At 51.7% G+C, this 22814-nt stretch carries 18 protein-coding genes; 13 read left to right on the plus strand and 5 right to left on the minus strand.

All coding sequences use genetic code 11. The features are described 5' to 3' along the window. Window positions 1–82 precede the first annotated feature (82 nt). Window positions 83–1237, plus strand: a complete 1155-nt coding sequence (locus WH277_RS13415; protein ID WP_212815953.1) for an MFS transporter — start codon at window positions 83–85, stop codon at window positions 1235–1237. Window positions 1238–1301: 64 nt separating this feature from the next. Here the strand turns inward: WH277_RS13415 and pflA are convergent, their stop codons facing one another. The 4 genes from pflA to ycaO form a co-directional block, all read right to left on the minus strand. Continuing rightward, window positions 1302–2042, minus strand: a complete 741-nt coding sequence (gene pflA, locus WH277_RS13420; RefSeq protein WP_133841041.1) for a pyruvate formate lyase 1-activating protein — start codon at window positions 2040–2042, stop codon at window positions 1302–1304. Window positions 2043–2178: 136 nt separating this feature from the next. Then, on the minus strand, window positions 2179–4461 hold the full coding sequence (pflB, locus tag WH277_RS13425; protein WP_133841040.1) for a formate C-acetyltransferase: 2283 nt from the start codon (window positions 4459–4461) through the stop codon (window positions 2179–2181). Window positions 4462–4550: 89 nt separating this feature from the next. After that, window positions 4551–5408 carry a formate transporter FocA gene (gene focA / locus WH277_RS13430; RefSeq protein ID WP_159337134.1) on the minus strand — a complete coding sequence of 286 codons (858 nt, stop codon included), beginning with the start codon at window positions 5406–5408 and terminating at the stop codon, window positions 4551–4553. Window positions 5409–5777: 369 nt separating this feature from the next. After that, entirely contained in the window at window positions 5778–7535 is a 1758-nt protein-coding gene (gene ycaO / locus WH277_RS13435; protein ID WP_159337133.1) for a 30S ribosomal protein S12 methylthiotransferase accessory factor YcaO, read from the minus strand. Between the two features lie 309 nt (window positions 7536–7844). Between ycaO and serC the strand changes: the two genes are divergently transcribed. From serC to WH277_RS13495, 12 genes are all read left to right on the plus strand, one after another. Continuing rightward, window positions 7845–8930 carry a 3-phosphoserine/phosphohydroxythreonine transaminase gene (gene serC, locus WH277_RS13440; protein ID WP_133841037.1) on the plus strand — a complete coding sequence of 362 codons (1086 nt, stop codon included), beginning with the start codon at window positions 7845–7847 and terminating at the stop codon, window positions 8928–8930. A gap of 89 nt (window positions 8931–9019) precedes the next feature. Continuing rightward, entirely contained in the window at window positions 9020–10306 is a 1287-nt protein-coding gene (aroA, locus tag WH277_RS13445) for a 3-phosphoshikimate 1-carboxyvinyltransferase (RefSeq protein ID WP_133841036.1), read from the plus strand. Between the two features lie 148 nt (window positions 10307–10454). Next, window positions 10455–11138: a (d)CMP kinase gene (gene cmk, locus WH277_RS13450; protein WP_133841035.1), complete on the plus strand. Its 684-nt coding sequence runs from the start codon at window positions 10455–10457 to the stop codon at window positions 11136–11138. A gap of 153 nt (window positions 11139–11291) precedes the next feature. After that, on the plus strand, window positions 11292–12965 hold the full coding sequence (rpsA, locus tag WH277_RS13455) for a 30S ribosomal protein S1 (protein ID WP_133841034.1): 1674 nt from the start codon (window positions 11292–11294) through the stop codon (window positions 12963–12965). A gap of 80 nt (window positions 12966–13045) precedes the next feature. Next, window positions 13046–13333, plus strand: coding sequence for an integration host factor subunit beta (gene ihfB, locus WH277_RS13460; protein WP_062743871.1), 288 nt, complete (start codon window positions 13046–13048; stop codon window positions 13331–13333). Between the two features lie 210 nt (window positions 13334–13543). Then, window positions 13544–15808, plus strand: coding sequence for a ComEC family protein (locus WH277_RS13465; RefSeq protein ID WP_133841033.1), 2265 nt, complete (start codon window positions 13544–13546; stop codon window positions 15806–15808). A 35-nt stretch (window positions 15809–15843) separates the two neighbouring features. Then, the gene (gene msbA, locus WH277_RS13470; protein WP_133841032.1) at window positions 15844–17592 is read left to right on the plus strand and encodes a lipid A ABC transporter ATP-binding protein/permease MsbA; all 1749 of its coding nucleotides are present in this window, start codon (window positions 15844–15846) and stop codon (window positions 17590–17592) included. After that, window positions 17589–18569, plus strand: a complete 981-nt coding sequence (lpxK, locus tag WH277_RS13475; protein WP_339505790.1) for a tetraacyldisaccharide 4'-kinase — start codon at window positions 17589–17591, stop codon at window positions 18567–18569. Before msbA ends, lpxK begins: the two co-directional genes overlap by 4 nt. A gap of 62 nt (window positions 18570–18631) precedes the next feature. After that, the gene (locus WH277_RS13480; protein ID WP_339505791.1) at window positions 18632–19840 is read left to right on the plus strand and encodes a winged helix-turn-helix domain-containing protein; all 1209 of its coding nucleotides are present in this window, start codon (window positions 18632–18634) and stop codon (window positions 19838–19840) included. 95 nt (window positions 19841–19935) lie between these two features. After that, complete coding sequence (locus tag WH277_RS13485; RefSeq protein WP_023654621.1) at window positions 19936–20118, plus strand: Trm112 family protein; 183 nt, start codon at window positions 19936–19938, stop codon at window positions 20116–20118. Further along, window positions 20115–20861: a 3-deoxy-manno-octulosonate cytidylyltransferase gene (gene kdsB, locus WH277_RS13490; protein WP_133841029.1), complete on the plus strand. Its 747-nt coding sequence runs from the start codon at window positions 20115–20117 to the stop codon at window positions 20859–20861. Before WH277_RS13485 ends, kdsB begins: the two co-directional genes overlap by 4 nt. A gap of 117 nt (window positions 20862–20978) precedes the next feature. Continuing rightward, a complete protein-coding gene (locus WH277_RS13495) occupies window positions 20979–21872 on the plus strand; it encodes a YcbJ family phosphotransferase (protein ID WP_227535960.1) in 894 nt (297 codons plus the stop codon). Here the strand turns inward: WH277_RS13495 and elyC are convergent. Further along, window positions 21849–22637, minus strand: coding sequence for an envelope biogenesis factor ElyC (gene elyC / locus WH277_RS13500; RefSeq protein WP_133842089.1), 789 nt, complete (start codon window positions 22635–22637; stop codon window positions 21849–21851). The genes WH277_RS13495 and elyC overlap by 24 nt on opposite strands. Window positions 22638–22814 lie beyond the last annotated feature (177 nt).

A 22814-nucleotide genomic window follows, 5' to 3' on the forward strand; every position in this document is an offset into this window, starting at 1 on the left:
CCTTTTTATTGTGCTTTTCCAATCGTCTACTCAGTGGCATGATGCGCGCAAAATCTCCCTCGTTTTCGGTCCCCCAACTACTATGTCCACCTGGTCACGTCCTGTTTTGGTGCTGCTGTGCGGCTTGCTGCTGCTAACAGTCTCTATTGCTGTGCTCAATACGCTGGTGCCGCTCTGGCTCACGCATGATGCACTGCCGACCTGGCAGGTGGGGATGGTCAGCTCGTCATATTACTGCGGGAACCTGCTGGGAACGCTGATGGCGGGTTGGGTGATCAAACGCTATGGCTTTAACCGTAGCTACTATCTCGCCTCTCTGGTCTTTGCTCTGGCAACGCTGGCACTGGCGCTGGGTACCGGCTTCTGGTCCTGGACACTATGGCGCTTTGTGGCCGGTATTGGCTGTGCGCTGATCTGGGTTGTGGTGGAAAGTGCGCTGTTGTGTAACGGGACGCTGCGTAACCGTGGGCGACTGCTGGCTGCCTATATGATCATTTATTATATTGGCACGGTTATCGGGCAATTACTGGTCAGCAAAGTCTCGACTGAATTGATGCACGTTCTCCCCTGGGTCAGCAGTGTGATACTGGCGGCGGTTCTGCCATTGGTCTTTTGTCGTGTCACTGCCAGCCAGGAAGGTGACGAAGAAACACCTGCAGGGCGGCTGTGGCCGATGCTGCGCCGCCGTAATGCCCGTCTTGGTATCAATGGCTGTATTATTTCAGGCATTGTTCTGGGGTCGTTATATGGTCTGATGCCGCTTTACCTTTCGCATCAGGGGATGAGTGACTCAACGGTAGGTTACTGGATGGCGTTACTGGTGAGCGCCGGTATTATTGGCCAGTGGCCGGTAGGCCGTCTTGCCGATCGTTATGGGCGCCTTTTGGTGTTGCGGGTGCAGGTGTTTGTGGTGATCCTTGGCGCTCTGGCGATGCTGAGTAATGCTGCGATGGCACCTGCCTTGTTTATTCTCGGCTGTGCAGGCTTTACTCTTTATCCAGTGGCGATGTCCTGGGCGTGTGAAACCGTTGCCCACCATGAACTGGTTGCGATGAATCAGGCGCTGCTGCTGAGTTATACCGTTGGCAGTCTGGTGGGGCCGACGATGACCTCAATGTTGATGCAAAGCTATTCAGACCGCTTGCTGTTTGTAATGATTGCCGGGGTCGCAATGGTGTATCTGGCGATGTTGCTGCGTAAGGCCGATCACCACGCCAATCCTGTGGCACACGCATAAAACAGACATTAAAAAGGCTGACTTCTGGCCAGCCTTTTTAATCACTAAAATTGAGTCCGAACCGCTAATACATCACGTAGTGACCGTAGCTTTCGAGAATACTTTTGACCCGTTCCATCGTGTCGGCTTTCGGTGGATGAACGCCGTCCAGCTTGTACTCTTCCCCCATTGCGACCCACTTATGTTTGCCCAGTTCGTGATAGGGCAGCAGTTCGATTTTCTCAACATTGCCCATATCGCGTGTGAACTCACCCAGACGATGAGCCGATTCATCATCATCAGAATAGCCTGGCACAACAACATAGCGGATCCAGGTGCGAATGTTACGCTTGGACAGATAACGAGCAAAATCGAGTGTGCGGTGGTTGGATACGCCGACCAGAATCTGGTGGACATCATCATTGATCTGCTTAAGGTCGAGCATCACCAGATCGGTAACGTCAAGCAGTTCGTCAATCACCGGGTCATAGCGGCGAACAAAACCGTTAGTATCCAGGCAGGTATTAATCCCTTCAGCTTTACAGGCACGGAACCAGTCACGTACGAATTCGGCTTGCAGGATAGCTTCCCCGCCTGACGCGGTAACACCACCGCCAGAAGCATTCATGAAGTGGCGATATGACACCACGTCTTTCATCAGTTCTTCTACGGTGATTTCTTTGCCGCCGTGCGTATCCCAGGTATCACGGTTATGGCAATACAGGCAGCGCATCAGGCAGCCCTGGAAGAAGGTGATAAAACGGATGCCGGGGCCGTCAACGGTCCCGCAGGATTCAAAAGAGTGGATGCGACCGAGTACTGACATTGCGATGAATTCTCCACGGTGACACAGTCTTTAGCTGTGTTAAGTCTGTTTTGGCAGGCGTCCGTATCAGGCGACTGAAAAAACCGGCTGGTGGTGAGCAGGCCCCCTTACGGGAGCCTGTTTAGAGCGCAGCGACTTACATAGACTGTGTAAAGGTACGTGTAATCACGTCCTGCTGCTGCTCTTTAGTCAGTGAGTTGAAGCGTACTGCATAGCCTGATACGCGAATGGTGAGCTGCGGGTATTTTTCCGGGTTCTCCATTGCTTCTAGTAGCATTTCACGGTTCATCACATTGACGTTCAAGTGTTGACCACCTTCGATGCTGGCTTCGTGATGGAAGTAACCATCCATCAGACCCGCAAGGTTGGTTTTGCGTACGTCGTCATTTTTGCCCAGTGCGTTTGGCACGATGGAGAAGGTGTAAGAGATACCATCTTTCGCGTAAGCAAACGGCAGTTTTGCAACCGAGGTAAGAGAGGCAACCGCACCTTTCTGATCGCGACCATGCATTGGGTTTGCACCTGGCCCGAATGGCGCGCCAGCACGACGTCCGTCCGGGGTATTACCCGTTTTCTTACCATACACCACGTTAGAGGTAATGGTCAGTACGGATTGAGTTGGCACTGCATTACGGTAGGTTTGCAGTTTCTGAATTTTCTTCATGAAACGTTCAACCAGGTCGCAGGCAATGTCATCCACACGTGAATCGTTGTTACCAAACTGCGGGTATTCACCTTCGATTTTGAAGTCTACAGCCAGACCATCTTCATCACGAATGGTGGATACTTTGGCGTATTTGATAGCAGACAGGGAGTCAGCCGCAACGGACAGACCTGCGATACCGCAAGCCATAGTACGGTAAACATCACGGTCATGCAGTGCCATCAGTGACGCTTCATAGCTGTATTTATCGTGCATATAGTGGATAACATTCAGCGCAGTGACGTACTGTTTTGCCAGCCAGTCCATAAAGTGATCCATACGGTTCATCACTTTATCGTAGTCCAGCACTTCATCCATCATTGGCGCTTCTTTTGGGCCAACCTGCATTTTCATTTTTTCATCCACGCCGCCGTTAATGGCATACAGCATGGTTTTCGCCAGGTTGGCACGTGCACCGAAGAACTGCATTTGTTTGCCGACGATCATCGGGCTTACGCAGCAGGCAATAGCGTAATCATCATTGTCAAAATCAGGGCGCATCAGATCATCATTCTCATACTGCAGAGAAGAGGTATCGATGGACACTTTTGCCGCGTATTTTTTGAAGTTCAGTGGCAGTTTTTCAGACCACAGAATGGTCATGTTTGGTTCCGGTGAAGGACCCATGGTGTAAAGGGTATTCAGGAAACGGAAGGTGTTTTTAGTCACCATGGTACGGCCGTCAACGCCCATACCTGCCAGTGATTCTGTCGCCCAGATTGGGTCACCTGAGAACAGTTCATCGTATTCAGGAGTACGCAGGAAACGTACCATACGCAGCTTCATCACCAGGTGGTCGATCAGTTCCTGTGCTTCCAACTCGTTAATCACGCCTGCTTTCAGGTCGCGTTCAAAGTAGATATCCAGGAAGGTCGATACGCGACCAAAGGACATCGCTGCACCGTTCTGGGATTTCACCGCAGCAAGGTAACCGAAGTAGGTCCACTGTACCGCTTCTTTTGCATTGGTAGCCGGACCAGAGATATCACAGCCATATTTTGCTGCCATCTCTTTAATCTGCTGGAGTGCGTGATGCTGGTCGGCAATTTCTTCGCGCAGGCGAATTGTCGCTTCCAGGTTAACACCGTTTTCCATATCGCTCTGCAGTGAGGTGAACTGAGCGAATTTATCTTTCATCAATGCATCGATACCGTACAGCGCTACACGGCGGTAGTCACCAATGATACGGCCACGACCGTATGCGTCAGGCAGACCCGTCAGCACACCTGATTTACGGCAGCGCATAATATCTGGAGTGTAGACATCGAATACACCCTGGTTATGGGTTTTACGGTATTCGGTGAAGATTTTTTTCACGGTAGGATCAAGTTCGCGGCCATACACTTTGCACGAACCTTCAACCATTTTAATTCCGCCGAAAGGGATCAGCGCGCGTTTCAGTGGAGCTTCTGTCTGCAGACCAACGATTTTTTCCAGGCTTTTATTGATATAGCCCGCATCATGAGAGGTAATGGTTGATGGCAGGTCGGTATCAAAGTCAACCGGTGCATGAGTGCGGTTTTCTTGTTTGATGCCTTCCATCACTTTGTCCCACAGGGCAGTTGTTGCCTCAGTGGCACCGGCCAGGAACGCTTCGTCGCCTTCATACGGTGTGTAGTTTTTCTGGATGAAGTCACGGACGTTAACGCTGGTCTGCCATTCGCCCTGTGCAAAGCTTTCCCAGGCTGTCGCCATTTTTTGATTAAGCTCGGTCATTTGATACCTACCTTATAACGTGAAGTTCGTTGTACGTTCCCGCCGTGTGACATCACACCGACGGTTGCAAAATTCTGTTAGTGGGTGAATCAGTGATGATCGCCATCACGCAGATAAATTACCCAGTAAGTTAAACCAACAAGCAAACCACCACCGATGATATTGCCCAGGGTAACCGGGATCAGGTTATCGGTAATAAAATGGCCAACGGTGAGGTGCGAAAACTGCTCTGCACTTGCTCCGGTAGCTTGCCAGAATTCGGGAGTCGCAAAGTCTTTAATGATGATCGCCATCGGGACGAGAAACATGTTGGCGATGCTGTGCTCAAATCCACTGGCAACAAACATCGCAACCGGCAGTACCATGGCAAACATTTTATCCATCAGACTACGACCGGAGTAACTCATCCATACTGCCATGCACACCATCAGATTCGCCAAAATGCCAAGGCAGACTGCTTCAGTGAAGGTATGGTGCATTTTGTGGTCAGCGGTTTGCAGGACATTCAGTCCCCAGGCACCGTTGGCCGCCATGTATTGCCCGGCAAACCAAATCAGAGCGACAAATAAGATGGCACCGATAAAGTTACCGACGTAGACGATAATCCAGTTGCGTGCGAGCTGCGCCCAACTGATACGACCGCTGGCTTTAGCAACCACGGTGAGAACAGTGGAAGTAAACAGGTCAGCACCGCAAACCACAACCAACATCAGACCCAGTGAAAAGCAGATACCACCAACCAGTTTTGCCAGCCCCCATGGGACAGCAGCCGTACCCGTTGTCGCAGTAATATAGAAAGCAAAGGCGATGGAAATGAAGACTCCAGCGGTAATTGCCAGAAAAAATGTGGTGAAGGGGTGTTTCGTTGCTTTATAGACACCTGCATCTTCAGCAACTTTCGCCATTTCTGACGGTAATAATAAATCAAAGGGGTTGCCAGCTTTCACACTAACGTCCTCCCAAAAGTAATCAGCGAGGAAAGTCTAACAAAGGAGTATAGGAAAGAATTTGATGTGGATCATATAGGCCCGGCTAATTCGCGGATAAGACCCTATTTTTATCATGGGTTTATTGTTTAAGTTGTTGTTTTTATTTAAATAAAACTTTTTTAATTATTAAAAAAATATTTGAGTATCAGATGTGTTTCGCGAAAGAGTGGGTGAATAAACGAGAGTAAATATAGCCAGGTTGTAACAATTAAAAAGGTAACAGCCTGCGCTGTTACCTTTTATTAACCTGCAGATAGAGATCGGCTGCGGTGAAATAATCTTGTCTGTTTATAACCCCCTTTAACCGGGTGCTATTTTTATAGTCAATTATTTCCAGTAAAGACGTTTGGCCGCCTGAAGTTTTTCATAAGCCGCCAGCAGAGATTGGTGTGCCGGGAACGCTTTCAGATCGTTATCAACCGCCTGCAAACCATAAAATGGCGCTTCACCACTGATAGCTGCTGAAGCTGTGTCTACGGCTTCCTGCCCATACATACGGACGAATGCCGTATGATACTGCAAAGGGTCGCGACCTTCTTCCTGGCTCAATAACAGCAGTGTTTGCAGGCAGCGATAGTAGTTGGCGCGTTCGGCGCTGAAGATCGACTGATTGAACTCCATGGTCCATTCCGTCCAAATCAATGCCTGTTCCAGATCGCCTGCTGCCAGTGCTAACATCGCCTTAAGTTCACCAATACGCAGTGTGTACCAGCCGTTATCTTTACCCGTTGCAAGGCCCAGCAGTTCGCGTACACGTGTGAAGTCGTCATGGCCGTCTTCATCCAGCTGCTCCAGCAGAGACAGATAGTCTTCTTTTTCCCAGCTGCTTTCCGGCAGGCTGAGTAGTGTATCGCGCAGGTAAGCACCCATGCTGTTGTTCGCCAGCAGCAGGTCTTCTGCCGGGTAGATATCAGACATGCCCGGCACGATGATGCGGCAAGCGTACACATCCAGATGCTCATAGTCCGCGATGTAAACTTCCTGATCTTCTGACTTGAAGATGTCCATCAGTGTCGAGAACTCTTCTTCAGTGCTGCCTTTAAAGCTCCAGTCAACAAACGGATAATCGGCGTCATCCTTAAACATATCCCACGAGATCAGACCGCTGGAATCGATAAAGTGTGTTTCCAGGTTGGCGTGTTCCGCCACTTCTTCATCGTCGAAGGTCGGCGGTGTGAACACATCCAAATCTTTGAGGCCACGACCTTGAAGCAGTTCGGTGACGGTACGCTCAAGCGCTACGCCAAAGTCAGGGTGAGCACCAAAGGAGGCGAAGCACGTGCCATTAGCAGGGTTAAACAGCACCACACAGATAACAGGATATTTACCGCCCAGTGAGGCGTCGTAAGAGAAGATTGGGAAACCTTCTGCTTCCAGCGAGGCGATGGCTTCGACAACGCCCGGATAACGATTTAACACGTCTTGCGGAATGGCTGGCAGGCTGATTGATTCCGCGATAATACGGTTTTTAATATAGCGCTCGAATACCTCTGACAGCCCCTGAACGCGGGCTTCGTTGGCGGTATTACCGGCAGACATACCGTTTGATACATACAGGTTGCCGATAATGTTCATCGGGATGTAAACGGTTTGCTGATCCGACTGACGGGTAAACGGCAGGCCACAGATGCCGCGTGCGGCATTGCCCGACTGCAAGTCAACCAGTTCGCTGGCGCTCACTTCGTTTTCCGGGTCGTAGAATTTACGCAGTCGTGGATCCAGAATGCCTTCTGGCAATTGGTCATCTTCCGGCAGTGGGAACCACTTCTCGTTAGGGTAGTGAACGAAGTCGCCGTTAGCGATCTTCTCGCCTAACCAGAAGTCAGCGAAGAAATAGTTGGTGGACAGGCGTTCAAAGTATTCGCCCAGCGCAGAGGCCAGAGCCGCTTTTTTGCTCGCGCCTTTACCATTGGTAAAACACAGCGGGCAGTCGCGATCGCGGATATGAACTGACCAGACATTCGGGACCGGGTTCAGCCAGGATGCTTCTTCGATGTTGAAGCCAAGATCCTGCAGTTTTTGCTGAAAGCGTGCGATGGAAACTTCCAACGCGGCGTCTTTGCCTGGGATATAAGTTTGAGTCATTTTGCCCACTCGTTATTGATTGTGCGGAAAGCGCGCAATGATACGGGGTTTCCGGCGGAATCGCTATCCGACATCATTAATTTCATGAACGCAAGAATGCCATTTTAGGATGAAAAGATAACGGGTCTGTTTTTTAAACAGGAAAACACCTCACAAAATATCGTCTGCTGTTGCATTTCCCCTACAAGCTGTTGCGGTACAGGCCGGTGAACTGGTCGGTCGACCTGATAAATCATTGCAGCAACGGGGTGGCAATGATAAAACCGATAGAGGAATCAAAACCGATTGATCTGAAAGTGGTGAGGGGAAATGAGTCAGGTTTTCAATTTTAGCTCAGGCCCGGCTATGTTGCCGGTAGAAGTACTTCGTCGCGCTGAACAGGAACTCTGCAACTGGCAGGGTTTAGGAACCTCCGTAATGGAGATCAGCCACCGTAGTAAGGAATTTATTCAGGTCGCGGAAGAGGCTGAAAAAGATTTTCGTGATCTGCTGAAAATCCCCTCCAACTATAAAGTTTTATTCTGCCATGGCGGTGCACGCGCTCAGTTTGCTGCCATCCCGATGAATCTGTTGGGGCAGCATGCTACGGCGGACTATGTTGATGGCGGTTATTGGGCAGCCAGCGCAGTAAAAGAGGCTCAGAAATACTGCACGCCAAATGTGATCGATGCCAAAACGACGATTGATGGCCTGCGCGGTATCAAACCAATGAGCGAGTGGGCACTGTCTGATGATGCTGCCTACGTTCATTACTGCCCGAACGAAACGATCGACGGTATCGCTATCCCGGAAACCCCGGACTTTGGTGATAAAGTGGTAGTGGCCGATCTTTCTTCCACGATTCTGTCGTCCCCGATCGATGTTAGTCGTTACGGCGTGTTGTATGCCGGCGCACAGAAAAATATTGGTCCTGCCGGGTTAACACTGGTCGTTGTGCGTGAAGATCTGTTGGGTCAGGCGCGTAAAGAATTGCCTTCCATCCTGGATTATAAGGTCCTGGCGGATAACGAATCTATGTTCAACACGCCACCGACCTTTGCCTGGTATCTGTCCGGCTTGGTGTTTAAGTGGCTGAAAGAGCAGGGCGGCGTGGCGGAACTGGATAAACGTAACCAGGCAAAAGCCGATCTGCTGTATGGCACCATCGATAACAGCAGTTTCTATCGCAACGATGTGGTAGCCGCTAACCGTTCACGTATGAACGTACCCTTCCAACTGGCTGATGCCACACTGGACAAACTGTTCCTTGAAGAGTCATTTGCAGCAGGTCTGCATGCTCTGAAAGGCCACCGTGTGGTCGGCGGCATGCGTGCTTCGATCTACAATGCGATGCCGTTGCAGGGCGTGAAAACGCTCACCGATTTTATGGTCGACTTCGAACGTCGCCACGGCTAAGGTACGCCTGCATTGGCAGTAAGTTTTGAATCTGAAACCCCGCAGCCCAGCGGGGTTTCATTGTAATTATTTTGGAGAATACGTTTCACATGCAGGATTCCCTGACGTTACAACCTATCGCCCTGGTCGATGGCACCGTTAACCTTCCCGGCTCTAAGAGTGTGTCTAACCGCGCGCTGCTGCTGGCCGCACTGGCAAAAGGCACCACCCGCCTGACGAATCTGCTTGATAGCGACGATGTTCGCCATATGCTGAATGCACTACAGGCGTTGGGCGTTCATTTCACACTGTCTGCCGATCGCACGGTGTGTGAAGTCGAAGGTCAGGGCGGTGCACTTCAGGCAGAAGGCGCGCTGGAACTGTTTCTTGGCAATGCCGGAACGGCAATGCGCCCTCTGGCGGCGGCACTGTGCCTGGGCAGCAACGACATCGTTCTGACCGGTGAGCCTCGCATGAAAGAACGTCCGATTGGCCATCTGGTTGATGCTTTACGTCAAGGGGGGGCCGATGTCGAATACCTTGAGCAGGAAGATTACCCGCCGCTGCGCCTGAAAGGCGGGTTCCGCGGTGGCGAAGTCGCCGTCGATGGTAGCGTTTCCAGTCAGTTTCTGACGGCGTTGCTGATGACCGCACCGTTAGCCGAAAACGATACTCGCATTGTGATTAAAGGTGATTTGGTATCAAAACCCTATATCGATATCACGCTCAACCTGATGGCGACTTTTGGCGTTAACGTTGAGAATGAAGATTACCGCGCGTTCCACATTCGTGGCCAGCAGCAGTATCAGGCACCCGGCGACTACCTGGTTGAAGGTGATGCATCCTCTGCGTCTTATTTCCTTGCCGCGGCAGCAATCAAAGGTGGAACGGTGAAAGTTACCGGTATTGGCCGTAACAGTATGCAGGGCGATATTCGTTTTGCCGATGTACTGGAAAAAATGGGCGCCAGCGTGGAGTGGGGCGATGATTTTATTGCCTGTACGCGTGGGGATCTTAATGCTATCGATCTGGATATGAATCATATCCCTGATGCTGCGATGACCATTGCAACAGCTGCCCTGTTTGCGAAAGGTACAACGGTTATGCGCAATATCTATAACTGGCGTGTGAAAGAGACCGACCGTCTGGCGGCGATGGCCATTGAACTGCGTAAAGTGGGTGCTGAAGTTGAAGAAGGCCATGACTTCATTCGCATTACACCACCCGCGCAGGTTAAATTTGCTGAAATTGGAACCTATAACGATCATCGTATGGCGATGTGTTTCTCCCTGGTTGCTCTTTCCTCAACGCCAGTGACCATTCTTGATCCAAAATGCACGGCGAAAACGTTTCCCGACTACTTCGAACAGCTCGCCCGTATCAGTCAACTGGCGTAACGGGCATCTTCGTCAGGAATGCGTGCCGCCTATGACAGAATACGGTGCGCAACCAACGCAGTTGCAGCTTCATGCATGAGGGGTATAATGCGCGTCGATATTTGTCTGGGCACCCGTTGCCCAGGCATTCCACCGACAGGAGAACGACATGATGGCAATAGCCCCAGTGATCACCATTGATGGCCCAAGTGGTGCAGGGAAAGGTACATTGTGTAAAGCGATGGCCGAGGCGTTGCAGTGGCACCTGTTGGACTCCGGTGCAATTTATCGCGTTCTGGCCCTGGCTGCGCTGCATCATCAGGTGGATATGGCTTCTGAAGAAGCTTTGGTTCCTATCGCCGCCCATCTTGATGTGCGTTTTGTTTCTAACAACGGCGAAATGGAAGTGATTCTGGAAGGTGAAGATGTTACCGGTGAAATCCGAACTCAGGATGTCAGTAACACCGCCTCCAAAGTGGCCGCATTCCCTCGTGTGCGTGAAGCATTGCTGCGTCGTCAGCGTGGTTTCCGGGATTTTCCGGGATTGATTGCCGATGGTCGCGATATGGGCACGGTGGTTTTCCCTGATGCACCAGTGAAAATTTTCCTTGATGCCAGCTCTGAAGAACGTGCTAACCGTCGTATGCTACAGTTGCAGGAAAAGGGCTTTAGTGTTAACTTTGAGCGCCTTTTATCTGAGATAAAAGAGCGTGATGAGCGAGATCGTAATCGAGCCATTGCACCACTGGTGCCGGCTGATGATGCGTTAGTGCTTGATTCGACAACGATGTCGATCGAGCAGGTTATCGACATCGCATTAAAGTATGCGCGTGAGAAGCTCGCGCTGGCGTAAATATCAACTACGCTTAATGACCTCTGCATGAGCTTCGGCTTGCAGAATGATTTATCTAACTCTGTGATATGGATGTCATGGAGCATGTGAAACAACCCCACCCGGCAGGATGTCAGGTGGACGTTAAATTGAAGAATCCTGAAGATTATCAATATGACTGAATCTTTTGCTGAACTATTTGAAGAATCCCTAAAAACAATCGAAACCCGTCCGGGTTCCATCGTTCGTGGCGTTGTTGTCTCTATCGACAAAGACGTAGTCCTGGTTGATGCGGGTCTGAAATCTGAATCTGCGATCCCTGCAGAGCAGTTCAAGAACGCAGCCGGCGAACTGGAAATCCAGGTAGGCGACGAAGTTGACGTTGCGCTGGATGCAGTGGAAGACGGCTTCGGTGAAACTCTGCTGTCTCGTGAGAAAGCTAAACGTCACGAAGCATGGATTACACTGGAAAAAGCTTACGAAGATGCTGAAACTGTTACCGGTGTTATCAACGGCAAAGTTAAAGGTGGCTTCACAGTTGAGCTGAATGGCATTCGTGCGTTCCTGCCAGGTTCACTGGTAGACGTTCGTCCAGTGCGCGATACACTGCACCTGGAAGGCAAAGAGCTTGAGTTCAAAGTCATCAAGCTGGATCAGAAACGTAACAACGTTGTCGTTTCACGTCGTGCGGTTATCGAATCCGAAAACAGCGCAGAGCGCGATCAGCTGCTGGAAAACCTGCAGGAAGGCATGGAAGTTAAAGGTATCGTTAAGAACCTTACTGACTACGGTGCATTCGTTGATCTGGGCGGCGTTGACGGCCTGCTGCACATCACTGATATGGCATGGAAACGCGTTAAGCATCCAAGCGAAATCGTGAATGTTGGCGATGAAATTACCGTTAAAGTTCTGAAATTCGACCGCGAGCGTACCCGTGTTTCTCTGGGTCTGAAGCAGCTGGGCGAAGATCCATGGGTTGCTATCGCGAAACGTTACCCAGAAGGCACTAAGCTGACTGGTCGTGTAACTAACCTGACCGACTACGGCTGCTTCGTTGAAATCGAAGAAGGCGTTGAAGGCCTGGTACACGTTTCTGAAATGGACTGGACCAACAAAAACATTCACCCATCTAAAGTTGTTAACGTTGGTGATGTTGTTGAAGTTATGGTTCTGGACATCGACGAAGAACGTCGTCGTATCTCCCTGGGTCTGAAGCAGTGCAAATCTAACCCATGGCAGCAGTTTGCAGAAACCCACAACAAGGGCGACCGTGTTGAAGGTAAAATCAAGTCAATCACTGACTTTGGTATCTTCATCGGCCTGGACGGCGGCATCGACGGCCTGGTTCACCTGTCTGACATCTCCTGGAACGCTACCGGAGAAGAAGCAGTTCGTGAATACAAGAAAGGCGACGAAATCGCTGCTGTTGTTCTGCAGGTTGACGCAGAGCGCGAGCGTATCTCCCTGGGCGTTAAGCAGCTGGCAGAAGATCCGTTCAACAACTACATCTCTCTGAACAAGAAAGGTGCAATTGTTAACGGTAAAGTGACTGCAGTTGACGCTAAAGGTGCTACAGTTGAATTGGCAGACGGCGTTGAAGGTTACCTGCGTGCTTCTGAAGCATCGCTGGACCGCGTAGAAGACGCAACTCTGGTTCTGAACGTTGGCGACGATGTTGAAGCTAAGTTCACCGGTGTAGACCGTAAAAACCGCGTTGTTAGCCTGTCTGTTCGTGCAAAAGACCAGGCTGATGAGAAAGAAGCAATCAATACTGTTAACACCAAACAGGAAGAAAGCAACTTCTCTAGCGCAATGGCTGAAGCTTTCAAAGCAGCTAAAGGCGAGTAATCGCTTTCAGGGCAGCGCAAGCTGCCCTGTACCGTCGTTACTGTCAGAACTTTTCCTAACAAGGATTAACCGGAGGTTATATGACCAAGTCAGAACTGATTGAAAGACTTGCCGGCCAGCACTCTCATATTCCGGCGAAAGTCGTTGAGGATGCGGTAAAAGAGATGCTTGAGCATATGGCAACAACGTTGTCAGATGGCGAACGCATTGAAATCCGGGGATTTGGCAGCTTCTCTTTACACTATCGTGCACCTCGTACTGGCCGTAACCCGAAAACGGGTGACAAAGTGGAGTTGGAAGGCAAATACGTTCCACACTTCAAGCCAGGTAAAGAGTTGCGTGATCGCGCTAATATTTACGGCGGTTAATACCTTAGGGTATTGCGATGAATCGATAAAACGACACTCCGGTGTCGTTTTTTTTTGCCCAAAATAAAACCATTGGTTTATGCATAAAATCTTGATGACATTTGCAAATAGCGAAAATTGTTTGCGAGGTGTTTTCCACATCCTTTCCGGGTGATATGACTTTCAGGAGTGATTGCTGCACACTGGTCATCATTGATACAGGGAGGTGTCATGTTGATAACTGTGAACCGGCTGGCATGGAGTGTCATTGCTGCAACGCTACCGCTGAGTTTCCTGTCTAAGCTTCCTGCTGCTGTCTACGACCTGCCCGTTTTGTCCGCAGCTGTTCTCATGGCGCTGTCCGGATGGCGTTGTGCAAAATTGGTCGCGCTGATATTAGTCTTGTTCCTCTGGGCAGTCTGTGCTGGGCGGGTCATGTTGGATCAAATAGAACAGCTGACGCACGGGCAGTTGAAAGCAGAAATTGTCGTAGAAAACGTACTACCCGATGGGAAGATGGTTAAAGTACGGCTGCTGCGCTACAAAGACAGGATTCTGTTCCCTCCGATTTATGCCACCTTGAAAGTTCCGCCGCAGGAGATAGCCTTTTGCGCCGGACAGCACTGGAACATGGAACTTGTTCTGCGTCCAGTGCATGCTCAGCTCAATGAAGGCGGATTTGACCGACAGCGTTTTGCGCTGGCTAATCATACGCCACTCACTGGCAGAGTGGTGTCGACAGAGGTTATTGATTCACAGTGCAGCTGGCGTGCCAGGGTGATTAATGCAACGCAAAAGAACTATGGTCATCTGACGTGGCAGGCATTGATTTCTGCGCTGGCCTTTGGCGAAAGAGCGGAAGTCGACAGGGAAACAAATCTGCTATTGCGTGAAACTGGCACGGCACATCTGATGGCGATTTCAGGTATGCATATTGCCCTTGCCGCGAGTTTCGGCTGGTTATTATCGCGTGGTGTTCAGTTCCTGTTGCCTGCCTGGTGTATTGGCTACCGATTGCCTATGTATTGCAGCCTGATGATTGCATTAGCCTATTGTTGGTTATCCGGTGGCAATCCCCCCGCGCTGCGGGCAATGCTGTCTTTACTGGTCTGGAGTACGCTTCGTTTGCGTTTTATCCACTGCCATAGTTGGCAGGTATGGTGCCTGTGCATCGCTTTGATCCTGTTTTTTGATCCATTAAGCGTACTTTCTGACAGTCTTTGGCTGTCAGCGCTGGCGGTAGCGGGTCTGTTACTGTGGTTTCACTTTTTTCCTCTACCTCGCCGTTTTAACCGTGGTAAACGCTGGCTGCTCTTGCGTTTACTGCATCTTCAAATTGGAATGCTACTGTTATTAATGCCACTACAAGCGATGCTGTTTCATGGGTTTAGCTTGAGCGCGTTGGTAGCAAATTTGTGGGCAGTGCCGTTAATCACGATGCTGACAGTGCCTTTGATTCTTGTGGCGATCGTGTGCAATCCGTTGCCGTGGGTCAGCCCGCTACTGTGGCAATGGGTTGACCACTCTCTGGCTCTGGTTTTTATTCCTCTTCAACATTTACCTCGCGGCTGGTTTCCTTTGGACCAAACATTGGGCGCTGCCAGCCTGTTATGCTGGCTGATACTTTTGAGTCTGCGTTTCGGCTGGTGGCGTACCTCACCTGTCAGCCTGTTTAGTGCGGCTCTTTTGCTGTGTAGTTGGCGCGAAGTAGGATCCCATCCGCATTGGCGTGTTGATATGTTAGATGTTGGCCATGGGTTAGCCGTCGTTGTCTCTCGTAACGGCGAGGCAACGCTATACGATACCGGTAACCGCTGGCCAGGAGGGGATGTTGCCCGTAGTCAGATCCTGCCCTGGCTCAACTGGCAGGGATTAAACGTCACCGATGTTATTATTAGTCACGGCCATCTTGACCATATTGGCGGGCTGGAAACTGTGCAGGCTGCATTCCCGGCGGCGCGTGTACGCAGCGCTCTGGCGCGTAGGGGGCACTTACCCTGTCGCAAAGGTACTCGCTGGCGCTGGCAGGAACTTCAGTTCAGCGTTCTCTGGCCACCCGAGGCGGAAAAAGGTGAGGGGAACAACCAATCCTGTGTCGTCGCCATCACGGACGGAAAATGGCGAGTGCTACTGACAGGAGACATTGAGGCCCCGGCAGAGCTAAAACTGGTCGCAGAACAGCGTGCCAGCCTGTCGGCGGATCTGTTGCAAGTTCCACATCACGGTAGCAGAACATCCTCTTCTCCACCTTTCTTACGCGCGGTGGGCGCCACAGCGGCGGTCGCATCAGCCGCGCGTTACAGTGCCTGGCGGCTACCAGCTGCCAAGATTATCCAGCGTTACGATAAAAATCACGTCGAATGGCATGATACGGCCCTTTCGGGACAGATCAGCGCCCGTTTTTTTGTTGATAACTGGCAACTTATGGGGTTAAGAGAACAAATAATGAACCGTTGGTATCATCAGTGGTTTGGCGTAGTCAGGGATTCCAGGTAGAATGAGCGGCTATTTCATTCAAAGCTGGTTAAATAATGCATCTGGATAAAGATCTCTCCACCTGGCAGACCTTCCGTCGACTCTGGCCAATGATTGTGCCATATAAAACGGGGTTGATTGTGGCTGCAGTCGCACTGATTATCAATGCGGCTGGCGATACACTCATGCTGTCACTGCTGAAGCCTTTACTCGATGATGGTTTTGGGAAAGCAGACAGCTCCGTACTACTCTGGATGCCGCTTGTCGTGATTGGTCTGATGCTTGTTCGCGGCGTTACCAGCTACGTTTCCAGTTACTGTATTTCCTGGGTGTCTGGCAATGTGGTGATGTCGATGCGTCGTCGCCTGTTCAGTCATATGATGGGCATGCCGGTCACCTTCTTCGATCAGCAGTCTACTGGTACGCTGCTATCGCGCATCACCTATGATTCCGAACAGGTTGCTTCGTCCTCTTCCAGTGCATTGATTACCGTCGTACGTGAAGGGGCGTCTATCATTGGTCTGTTCATCATGATGTTCTACTACAGCTGGCAGTTGTCGGTGATCCTGATCGTTCTGGCACCAATAGTCTCCTTCGCTATTCGCATGGTCTCAAAGCGTTTCCGCAATATCAGTAAAAATATGCAGAACACCATGGGCCAGGTGACGACCAGCGCGGAACAGATGTTGAAAGGGCATAAAGAAGTGCTGATCTTTGGTGGTCAGGAAATCGAAAGCGAGCGCTTTAACCGTGTGAGTAATCGTATGCGTCAGCAGGGGATGAAACTGGTTTCAGCATCCTCTATTTCTGACCCGATTATTCAGCTGATCGCCTCGCTGGCGCTGGCCTTTGTGCTGTATGCCGCGAGCTTCCCGAGTGTGATGGAAACCCTGACAGCGGGTACGATCACCGTAGTGTTCTCGTCAATGATTGCCCTGATGCGTCCGCTGAAATCACTGACTAACGTCAATGCTCAGTTCCAGCGCGGTATGGCTGCCTGTCAGACGTTGTTCTCCATTCTCGATAGCGAACAGGAAGTGGATACCGGCAAGCGCACAGTTGAGCGGGCAAAGGGCGACATTGAGTTCCGTGAGGTAACATTTACCTATCCTGGTCGCGAAGTGCCTGCCCTGCGAAATATCAATCTGACGATCCCTGAGGGTAAGACGGTGGCTCTGGTCGGGCGCTCGGGTTCAGGTAAATCAACGCTGGCGAGCCTGCTGACCCGTTTCTATGATGTGCAGCAGGGGGCCGTCCTGATGGATGGACATGACCTGCGTGAATATACCCTTGCCTCACTGCGTAATCAGGTGGCGCTGGTATCGCAAAATGTGCATTTGTTCAATGACACCATTGCCAATAATATTGCCTATGCGCGCGAGGAACAGTACAGCCGCGAAGATATTGAGAAAGCGGCAACGATGGCCCATGCCATGGACTTTATCGGCAAGATGGAGAATGGCCTGGATACCATGATTGGTGAGAATGGTGTATTGCTCTCAGGGGGGCAGCGCCAGCGTATTGCTATTGCCCGTGCCCTGCTGCGTGACAGCCCGATTCTGATCCTGGATGAAGCCACCTCGGCTCTGGATACCGAATCTGAGCGTGCTATTCAGTCAGCCCTGGACGAACTGCAAAAGAACCGGACTTCGCTGGTGATTGCCCACCGTCTTTCCACGATTGAAAAAGCGGATGAGATTGTAGTGGTTGAAGATGGTCAAATCGTTGAGCGTGGCAGTCACGAGATGTTGCTGGCAGAACGTGGTGTTTACGCGCAGCTGCATAAGATGCAATTTGGCCAATGATTGAACGCATCTGGAGCGGCCGCTCTGCGCTTTATCTGTTGTTGTTGCCTTTCAGCCTGTTATACGGGCTGATTAGTAATGTGCTCCGTCTTAGCTATTGCTGGGGCTGGCGTAAAGTGTGGCGTGCACCCGTTCCGGTGGTGATCGTCGGTAATCTTACTGCCGGCGGGAATGGTAAAACGCCAGTGGTCATCTGGCTGGTACAGGCACTGCAACAGCGGGGTTTTCGCGTTGGGGTGGTGTCTCGTGGTTATGGTGGTAAAGCAGAAAGCTATCCGCTGGTGCTGGGCGAAGAGACGACTACCCGTGAAGCCGGTGATGAACCGGTTCTGATCTATCAGCGTACCGGGGCGGCGGTCGCGGTCGCACCCCAGCGCCGTCAGGCCGTAGAGGCGTTGGTGAGCGGTGGCGGGGTCGATGTGATTATCACTGATGATGGATTACAGCACTATGCTCTGGCGCGTGATGTTGAAATCGTCGTCGTTGATGGTGAACGTCGCTTTGGTAATGGCTGGTGGTTGCCCGCAGGTCCCATGCGGGAACGCGCTTCTCGCCTGAAAAGTGTGACTGCCGTCATCGCCAACGGTGGCCATGCACAGCCGGGTGAACTGTCGATGCAACTGGTGCCGGGCCAGGCGGTAAACCTGCTTTCAGGGGAACATCGTCCGGCCGCACAACTGCAAAATGTGGTGGCAATGGCCGGTATTGGCCATCCGCCACGTTTTTACAACACGCTGCGTCAGCAGGGGGTTGTGATCCAAAAAGAGGTCTCTTTCGCTGACCATCAGAATTACACTGCCGCTACTCTGAATGCCCTGATAACGGAAGGACAGACACTGTTGATGACAGAGAAAGATGCGGTCAAAGCGCGCGCTTTTGCCACTGACAGCTGGTGGTATTTACCGGTTGATGCCATGCTTCCCGATGAGCAGACCATCGTATTGCTGAACAAAATCAGTGCATTAATTCCACGTTAATTCAGTCCACAACTCTCCACATCGCGCTACACTAAAGCCATCTGAACTTTACGGATGGCATCATGACGGCGGTAACTCTTTCTCTTGTTCAGGCGCGCCAGCTTCAGCTGGCGGCTCAGGGCCTGCTGCGCCCACCTTCACATAAAGCCCGGTTTGACGATCTACTGTCGGCGGTACGCCGAATGTCACTGCTGCAAATCGATACCATCCATGTGGTGGCGCGTAGCCCTTACCTTGTGCTATTCAGCCGTCTCGGCGAGTATCCGCACATCTGGCTTGAGCAGGCGCTGGCACAGCGAAACCTGTTTGAATATTGGGCGCATGAAGCCTGCTTTATTCCCATTGAGGATTACCCTCTGCTGCGTCACCGCATGCTGAACCCCTCAGCATTAGGCTGGAAGTACAGTCAGACATGGATGGATGAGCATCAGCAGGATATCACCCATTTGCTGGCACATATCCGTGAAAATGGCGCGGTTCGTTCGGCGGATTTTACCGCTCCGGCAGGGCAGAAGCCTGGTTGGTGGGCGTGGAAACCTCATAAGCGCCACCTGGAAAATCTGTTCACCGCCGGTGAGTTGATGGTCAGTGAACGTCGTCAGTTTCAGCGCGTTTATGACCTGCGTGAGCGGATGATGCCAGATTGGGATGATGCACAGCATGCACTCACCGAAGCAGAAGCGGTACAGCGTATGCTGGATAACAGTGCGTGCAGTCTGGGGATCTTTCGTCTGGCCTGGCTGGCAGATTATTACCGTCTGAAACGGGCGCCAGTTATCCAGGCCATCGATCGCTGGCTGGAGCAGGAAACAGTACGTGAAGTACAGGTTGAAGATCTCGGCACGATGTATGTCCATCACAGTCTGTTTACACAACTGGCTCACCCGCGAGCCGCTACTCATACTGCTATTCTGTCGCCATTTGACCCATTGGTGTGGGATCGCAAACGCGCGCTTGAACTGTTTGATTTTGACTATCGCCTGGAATGTTACACCCCGGAGGAAAAACGGCAGTATGGATACTTTGTCCTGCCTGTTTTGCATCGAGGTGCGTTAAAAGCACGACTGGATGCCCGTATGCAGCGCAAAACAAAAGTGCTGGAGGTCAAACAATTATGGCTGGAGCGGCACACACGCGTCAGCCAGCAGTTCGTGGATGATGTGCAGCGTGCTCTGACGAAATTTGCACGCTGGCAGGGGGCGGAGATGATCGAGGTCAATAAACTCCCTGACGCAATGGGTTCCTGCTGGCCAACTCGCTGGGAAATATAATCCGGGGCATGTTTTTCGTGGTGAGCGGGTAACTGCACCAGTACAGCTATGGTATTCTTAGCCCATTGCAAAATTGGATTTATCGCGGAGGATTTATGGATCATCGTCTACTCGAAATCGTTGCTTGTCCGGTCTGTCATGGCAAGTTGTACTACAACAAAGAGCAGCAGGAACTCATCTGTAAACCAGATGGCCTGGCATATCCGGTACGTGACGGTATTCCTGTGTTGCTGGAAGTTGAAGCACGCGCATTGACGCTTGAAGAGAGCCATCCATGAGTTTTGTTGCCATTATTCCTGCCCGCTTTGCTTCCACCCGTTTGCCGGGTAAACCCCTGGTCGATATTCACGGCAAACCGATGGTGGTTCACGTGATGGAACGTGCACTGGAATCCGGTGCTGAACGGGTAATTGTAGCCACGGATAATCAGGATGTGGCACGCGCGGTTGAAGCTGCGGGTGGTGAAGTCTGTATGACCCGTCCTGACCATCAGTCCGGCACTGAACGCCTTGCCGAAGTAATTGATCACTACCAGTTCCCGGATGACACGGTGATTGTTAATGTTCAGGGTGATGAGCCCATGATCCCACCGGTTATTATTCGCCAGGTGGCGGATAATCTGGCCAGCAGCACTGCGGGTATGGCAACGCTGGCGGTGCCGATTGAATCAGCGGAAGAAGCCTTTAACCCGAATGCGGTGAAGGTGGTACGTGATGCCAACGGTTATGCGCTGTACTTCTCACGAGCCACTATCCCGTGGGATCGTGAGCGCTTTGCGGCTTCCCATGACACTATCGGTGACCACTTCCTGCGCCATATTGGTATCTACGGTTATCGTGCCGGATTTATCCGCCGTTATGTCCGATGGGAAGCCAGTCCGCTGGAGCAGATCGAGCTGCTGGAGCAGTTGCGAGTGCTTTGGTACGGCGAAAAAATCCATGTTGATGTGGCAAAAGCCATTCCCAGCGTGGGTGTTGATACGCCAGAGGATTTGCTACGCGTTCGCGCAGCCATGCAGTAAATCCGCGTCGGGGCCACAGTGCTGGCCCCGCACTTTATACGACGAATTTGATCCAGTTCGGAGCAAATCTCATCCATTCGCACCATCATAAGACCTCTTGCCTGATAAGGAGGGCAGATGGAACAACTGCGATCTGAACTGGCACTGGTACTGGGCGAACCCGTCAGCCGGGTGGAGTGTATCAGCCAGCAGCCTTACGCCAGTCTTTATACCCTTTACGATGACAGTGGTCATTCACTGCCGTTAGTGGCGAAATACTTCAATATGAAGGGCATTGCAGCCCAGGAAGCGCATAAGCTCTCAATGCTGATGCGTGAAGGGAAGGTGCGTGTGCCTGCCGTATATGGTTTGGTGATCAGCCAGCAGCCGCCCCTGCATGAAGTCTTACTGATAGAGCGTATTGGTGGCGTTTCCGTTGAGGCGCCCACGCGTACGCCCGAGCGCTGGCAGCAGCTGCAGGAACAGATTGTTGAAGGGATGCTCGGCTGGCATCGTATCGACAGTCATGGGCTGGTGGGAACGGTAGATAGCACCCAGCAGAACCGATGGCCCGCCTGGTATGCGCAGCGAGTGGAGGTGTTGTGGGCGACGCTCAACTACCTGCGACCGGCATTGCTGAGTATGGATGACCGACGTGTGCTTTATCGCAGCCGTCAGAGTCTGCACGCACTGTTTAAAGATTTTGACGATCCCTGTGTTCTGGTCCACGGCAACCTGGTGCTCAGCAGCATAATGAAAGAGGCCTGGGGGGATCAGTTACTGGCGATGATCAATCCCGGTACGATACTTTGGGCACCACGAGAATTCGAACTGTTCCCGCTATGCGCATCCGGCGCAGGCGACGGCATCGTCAGTGAATACTTGCGGCGAGCCCCCGTAGCGGAAGGGTTTGTTGCACGCCGTTGGTTCTATAGTCTTTGGGAGGAAATTGCGCGGCTCATTCACACCGCGCAGTTTGACCGTGCGCGTTTTACGGCAGCCAGCCAGTCACTCCTTCCCTGGCTCGACTGACGGTTTGGCGGCGGGTTTCAGCCATTGCCACAAACGCCCCAGGCTTTCGTAGATCGCGCGCTCGCTGTGGCCCAGCCAGAATGATGAAGGTAAAACCCGCTCCCAGAAGTTCAGTGGTGATGTGACTGCCAACTGGTTTGCAGGCGCAGGCCAGGGGGCCAGGCCCTGACGCTGGAAGAAGATCATGGCCCGCGGCAGATGGTTAGCGGAGGTCACCAGCGCAAATGGGCGCTGCCCGACAATATGGGAAACTTCCAGGGCTTCCTGCTCAGTGTCACTGGGTTTATCCAGCGTAATAATCGCACTTTGCGGTACGCCCAGTGATTGTGCCACGAGTGAGGCCACTGCTGCTGAACTCATCGGGTTGCCCTGCGCATGTCCGCCGGTCACAATCAGTTTTGCCCCTGGGTTCGCCTGTAAAATACGAATGCCCTCTGTGAGGCGTGGCAAGCTATTGTTGAGCATATTTGAGCTGGGTGCCCATTGCGGATTCCATGTGTAGCCACCGCCGAGAACCACAACATATTCCACCGGGTGCTGATTGTGCCAGGTGGGATAGTTATTCTCGATGGGGGCCAGCAGTCTGTCAGCAACAGGTTGCAGGCTGATCAGCAACAGAATAGCCCAGGCAACGGAGATGAGTGTTTTGCCGCTTTTCTGCCAGCGGCTGAACCAGAGTAAGATAATCCCTAGTGCCATCACCAGCAGCAGCATTGGCAGTGGAAGCAGCAGGCCGCCAACAATTTTTTTCAGTGCAAAAAACATCAAAAAGGGTTCCTTTTGTCCGAAAAAACATCACACAATCACGAAGCGATGACTGAAAGGTTCATTATTTGCCAGTGTATGCCAAAATACCCCGCATCTTTCAAGCTACAGACGCGCTGACGCATTCCCTTCACTTCGCTGAATGACGTGAATGAGCACAGTGTAACGTCTGAACGC

Source organism: Erwinia sp. MYb416 (genome assembly GCF_037479575.1).
GTDB lineage: Bacteria > Pseudomonadota > Gammaproteobacteria > Enterobacterales > Enterobacteriaceae > Erwinia > Erwinia rhapontici.

What these genes read in the sequence shown, in the direction of transcription:
- WH277_RS13415 (WP_212815953.1), top strand. Translation starts at nt 83, where the DNA reads ATGTCCACCTGGTCACGTCCTGTTTTGGTGCTGCTGTGCGGCTTGCTG.
- pflA (WP_133841041.1), bottom strand. Translation starts at nt 2,042, where the DNA reads ATGTCAGTACTCGGTCGCATCCACTCTTTTGAATCCTGCGGGACCGTT.
- pflB (WP_133841040.1), bottom strand. Translation starts at nt 4,461, where the DNA reads ATGACCGAGCTTAATCAAAAAATGGCGACAGCCTGGGAAAGCTTTGCA.
- ycaO (WP_159337133.1), bottom strand. Translation starts at nt 7,535, where the DNA reads ATGACTCAAACTTATATCCCAGGCAAAGACGCCGCGTTGGAAGTTTCC.
- serC (WP_133841037.1), top strand. Translation starts at nt 7,845, where the DNA reads ATGAGTCAGGTTTTCAATTTTAGCTCAGGCCCGGCTATGTTGCCGGTA.
- aroA (WP_133841036.1), top strand. Translation starts at nt 9,020, where the DNA reads ATGCAGGATTCCCTGACGTTACAACCTATCGCCCTGGTCGATGGCACC.
- cmk (WP_133841035.1), top strand. Translation starts at nt 10,455, where the DNA reads ATGATGGCAATAGCCCCAGTGATCACCATTGATGGCCCAAGTGGTGCA.
- rpsA (WP_133841034.1), top strand. Translation starts at nt 11,292, where the DNA reads ATGACTGAATCTTTTGCTGAACTATTTGAAGAATCCCTAAAAACAATC.
- ihfB (WP_062743871.1), top strand. Translation starts at nt 13,046, where the DNA reads ATGACCAAGTCAGAACTGATTGAAAGACTTGCCGGCCAGCACTCTCAT.
- WH277_RS13465 (WP_133841033.1), top strand. Translation starts at nt 13,544, where the DNA reads ATGTTGATAACTGTGAACCGGCTGGCATGGAGTGTCATTGCTGCAACG.
- msbA (WP_133841032.1), top strand. Translation starts at nt 15,844, where the DNA reads ATGCATCTGGATAAAGATCTCTCCACCTGGCAGACCTTCCGTCGACTC.
- lpxK (WP_339505790.1), top strand. Translation starts at nt 17,589, where the DNA reads ATGATTGAACGCATCTGGAGCGGCCGCTCTGCGCTTTATCTGTTGTTG.
- WH277_RS13480 (WP_339505791.1), top strand. Translation starts at nt 18,632, where the DNA reads ATGACGGCGGTAACTCTTTCTCTTGTTCAGGCGCGCCAGCTTCAGCTG.
- WH277_RS13485 (WP_023654621.1), top strand. Translation starts at nt 19,936, where the DNA reads ATGGATCATCGTCTACTCGAAATCGTTGCTTGTCCGGTCTGTCATGGC.
- kdsB (WP_133841029.1), top strand. Translation starts at nt 20,115, where the DNA reads ATGAGTTTTGTTGCCATTATTCCTGCCCGCTTTGCTTCCACCCGTTTG.
- WH277_RS13495 (WP_227535960.1), top strand. Translation starts at nt 20,979, where the DNA reads ATGGAACAACTGCGATCTGAACTGGCACTGGTACTGGGCGAACCCGTC.
- elyC (WP_133842089.1), bottom strand. Translation starts at nt 22,637, where the DNA reads ATGTTTTTTGCACTGAAAAAAATTGTTGGCGGCCTGCTGCTTCCACTG.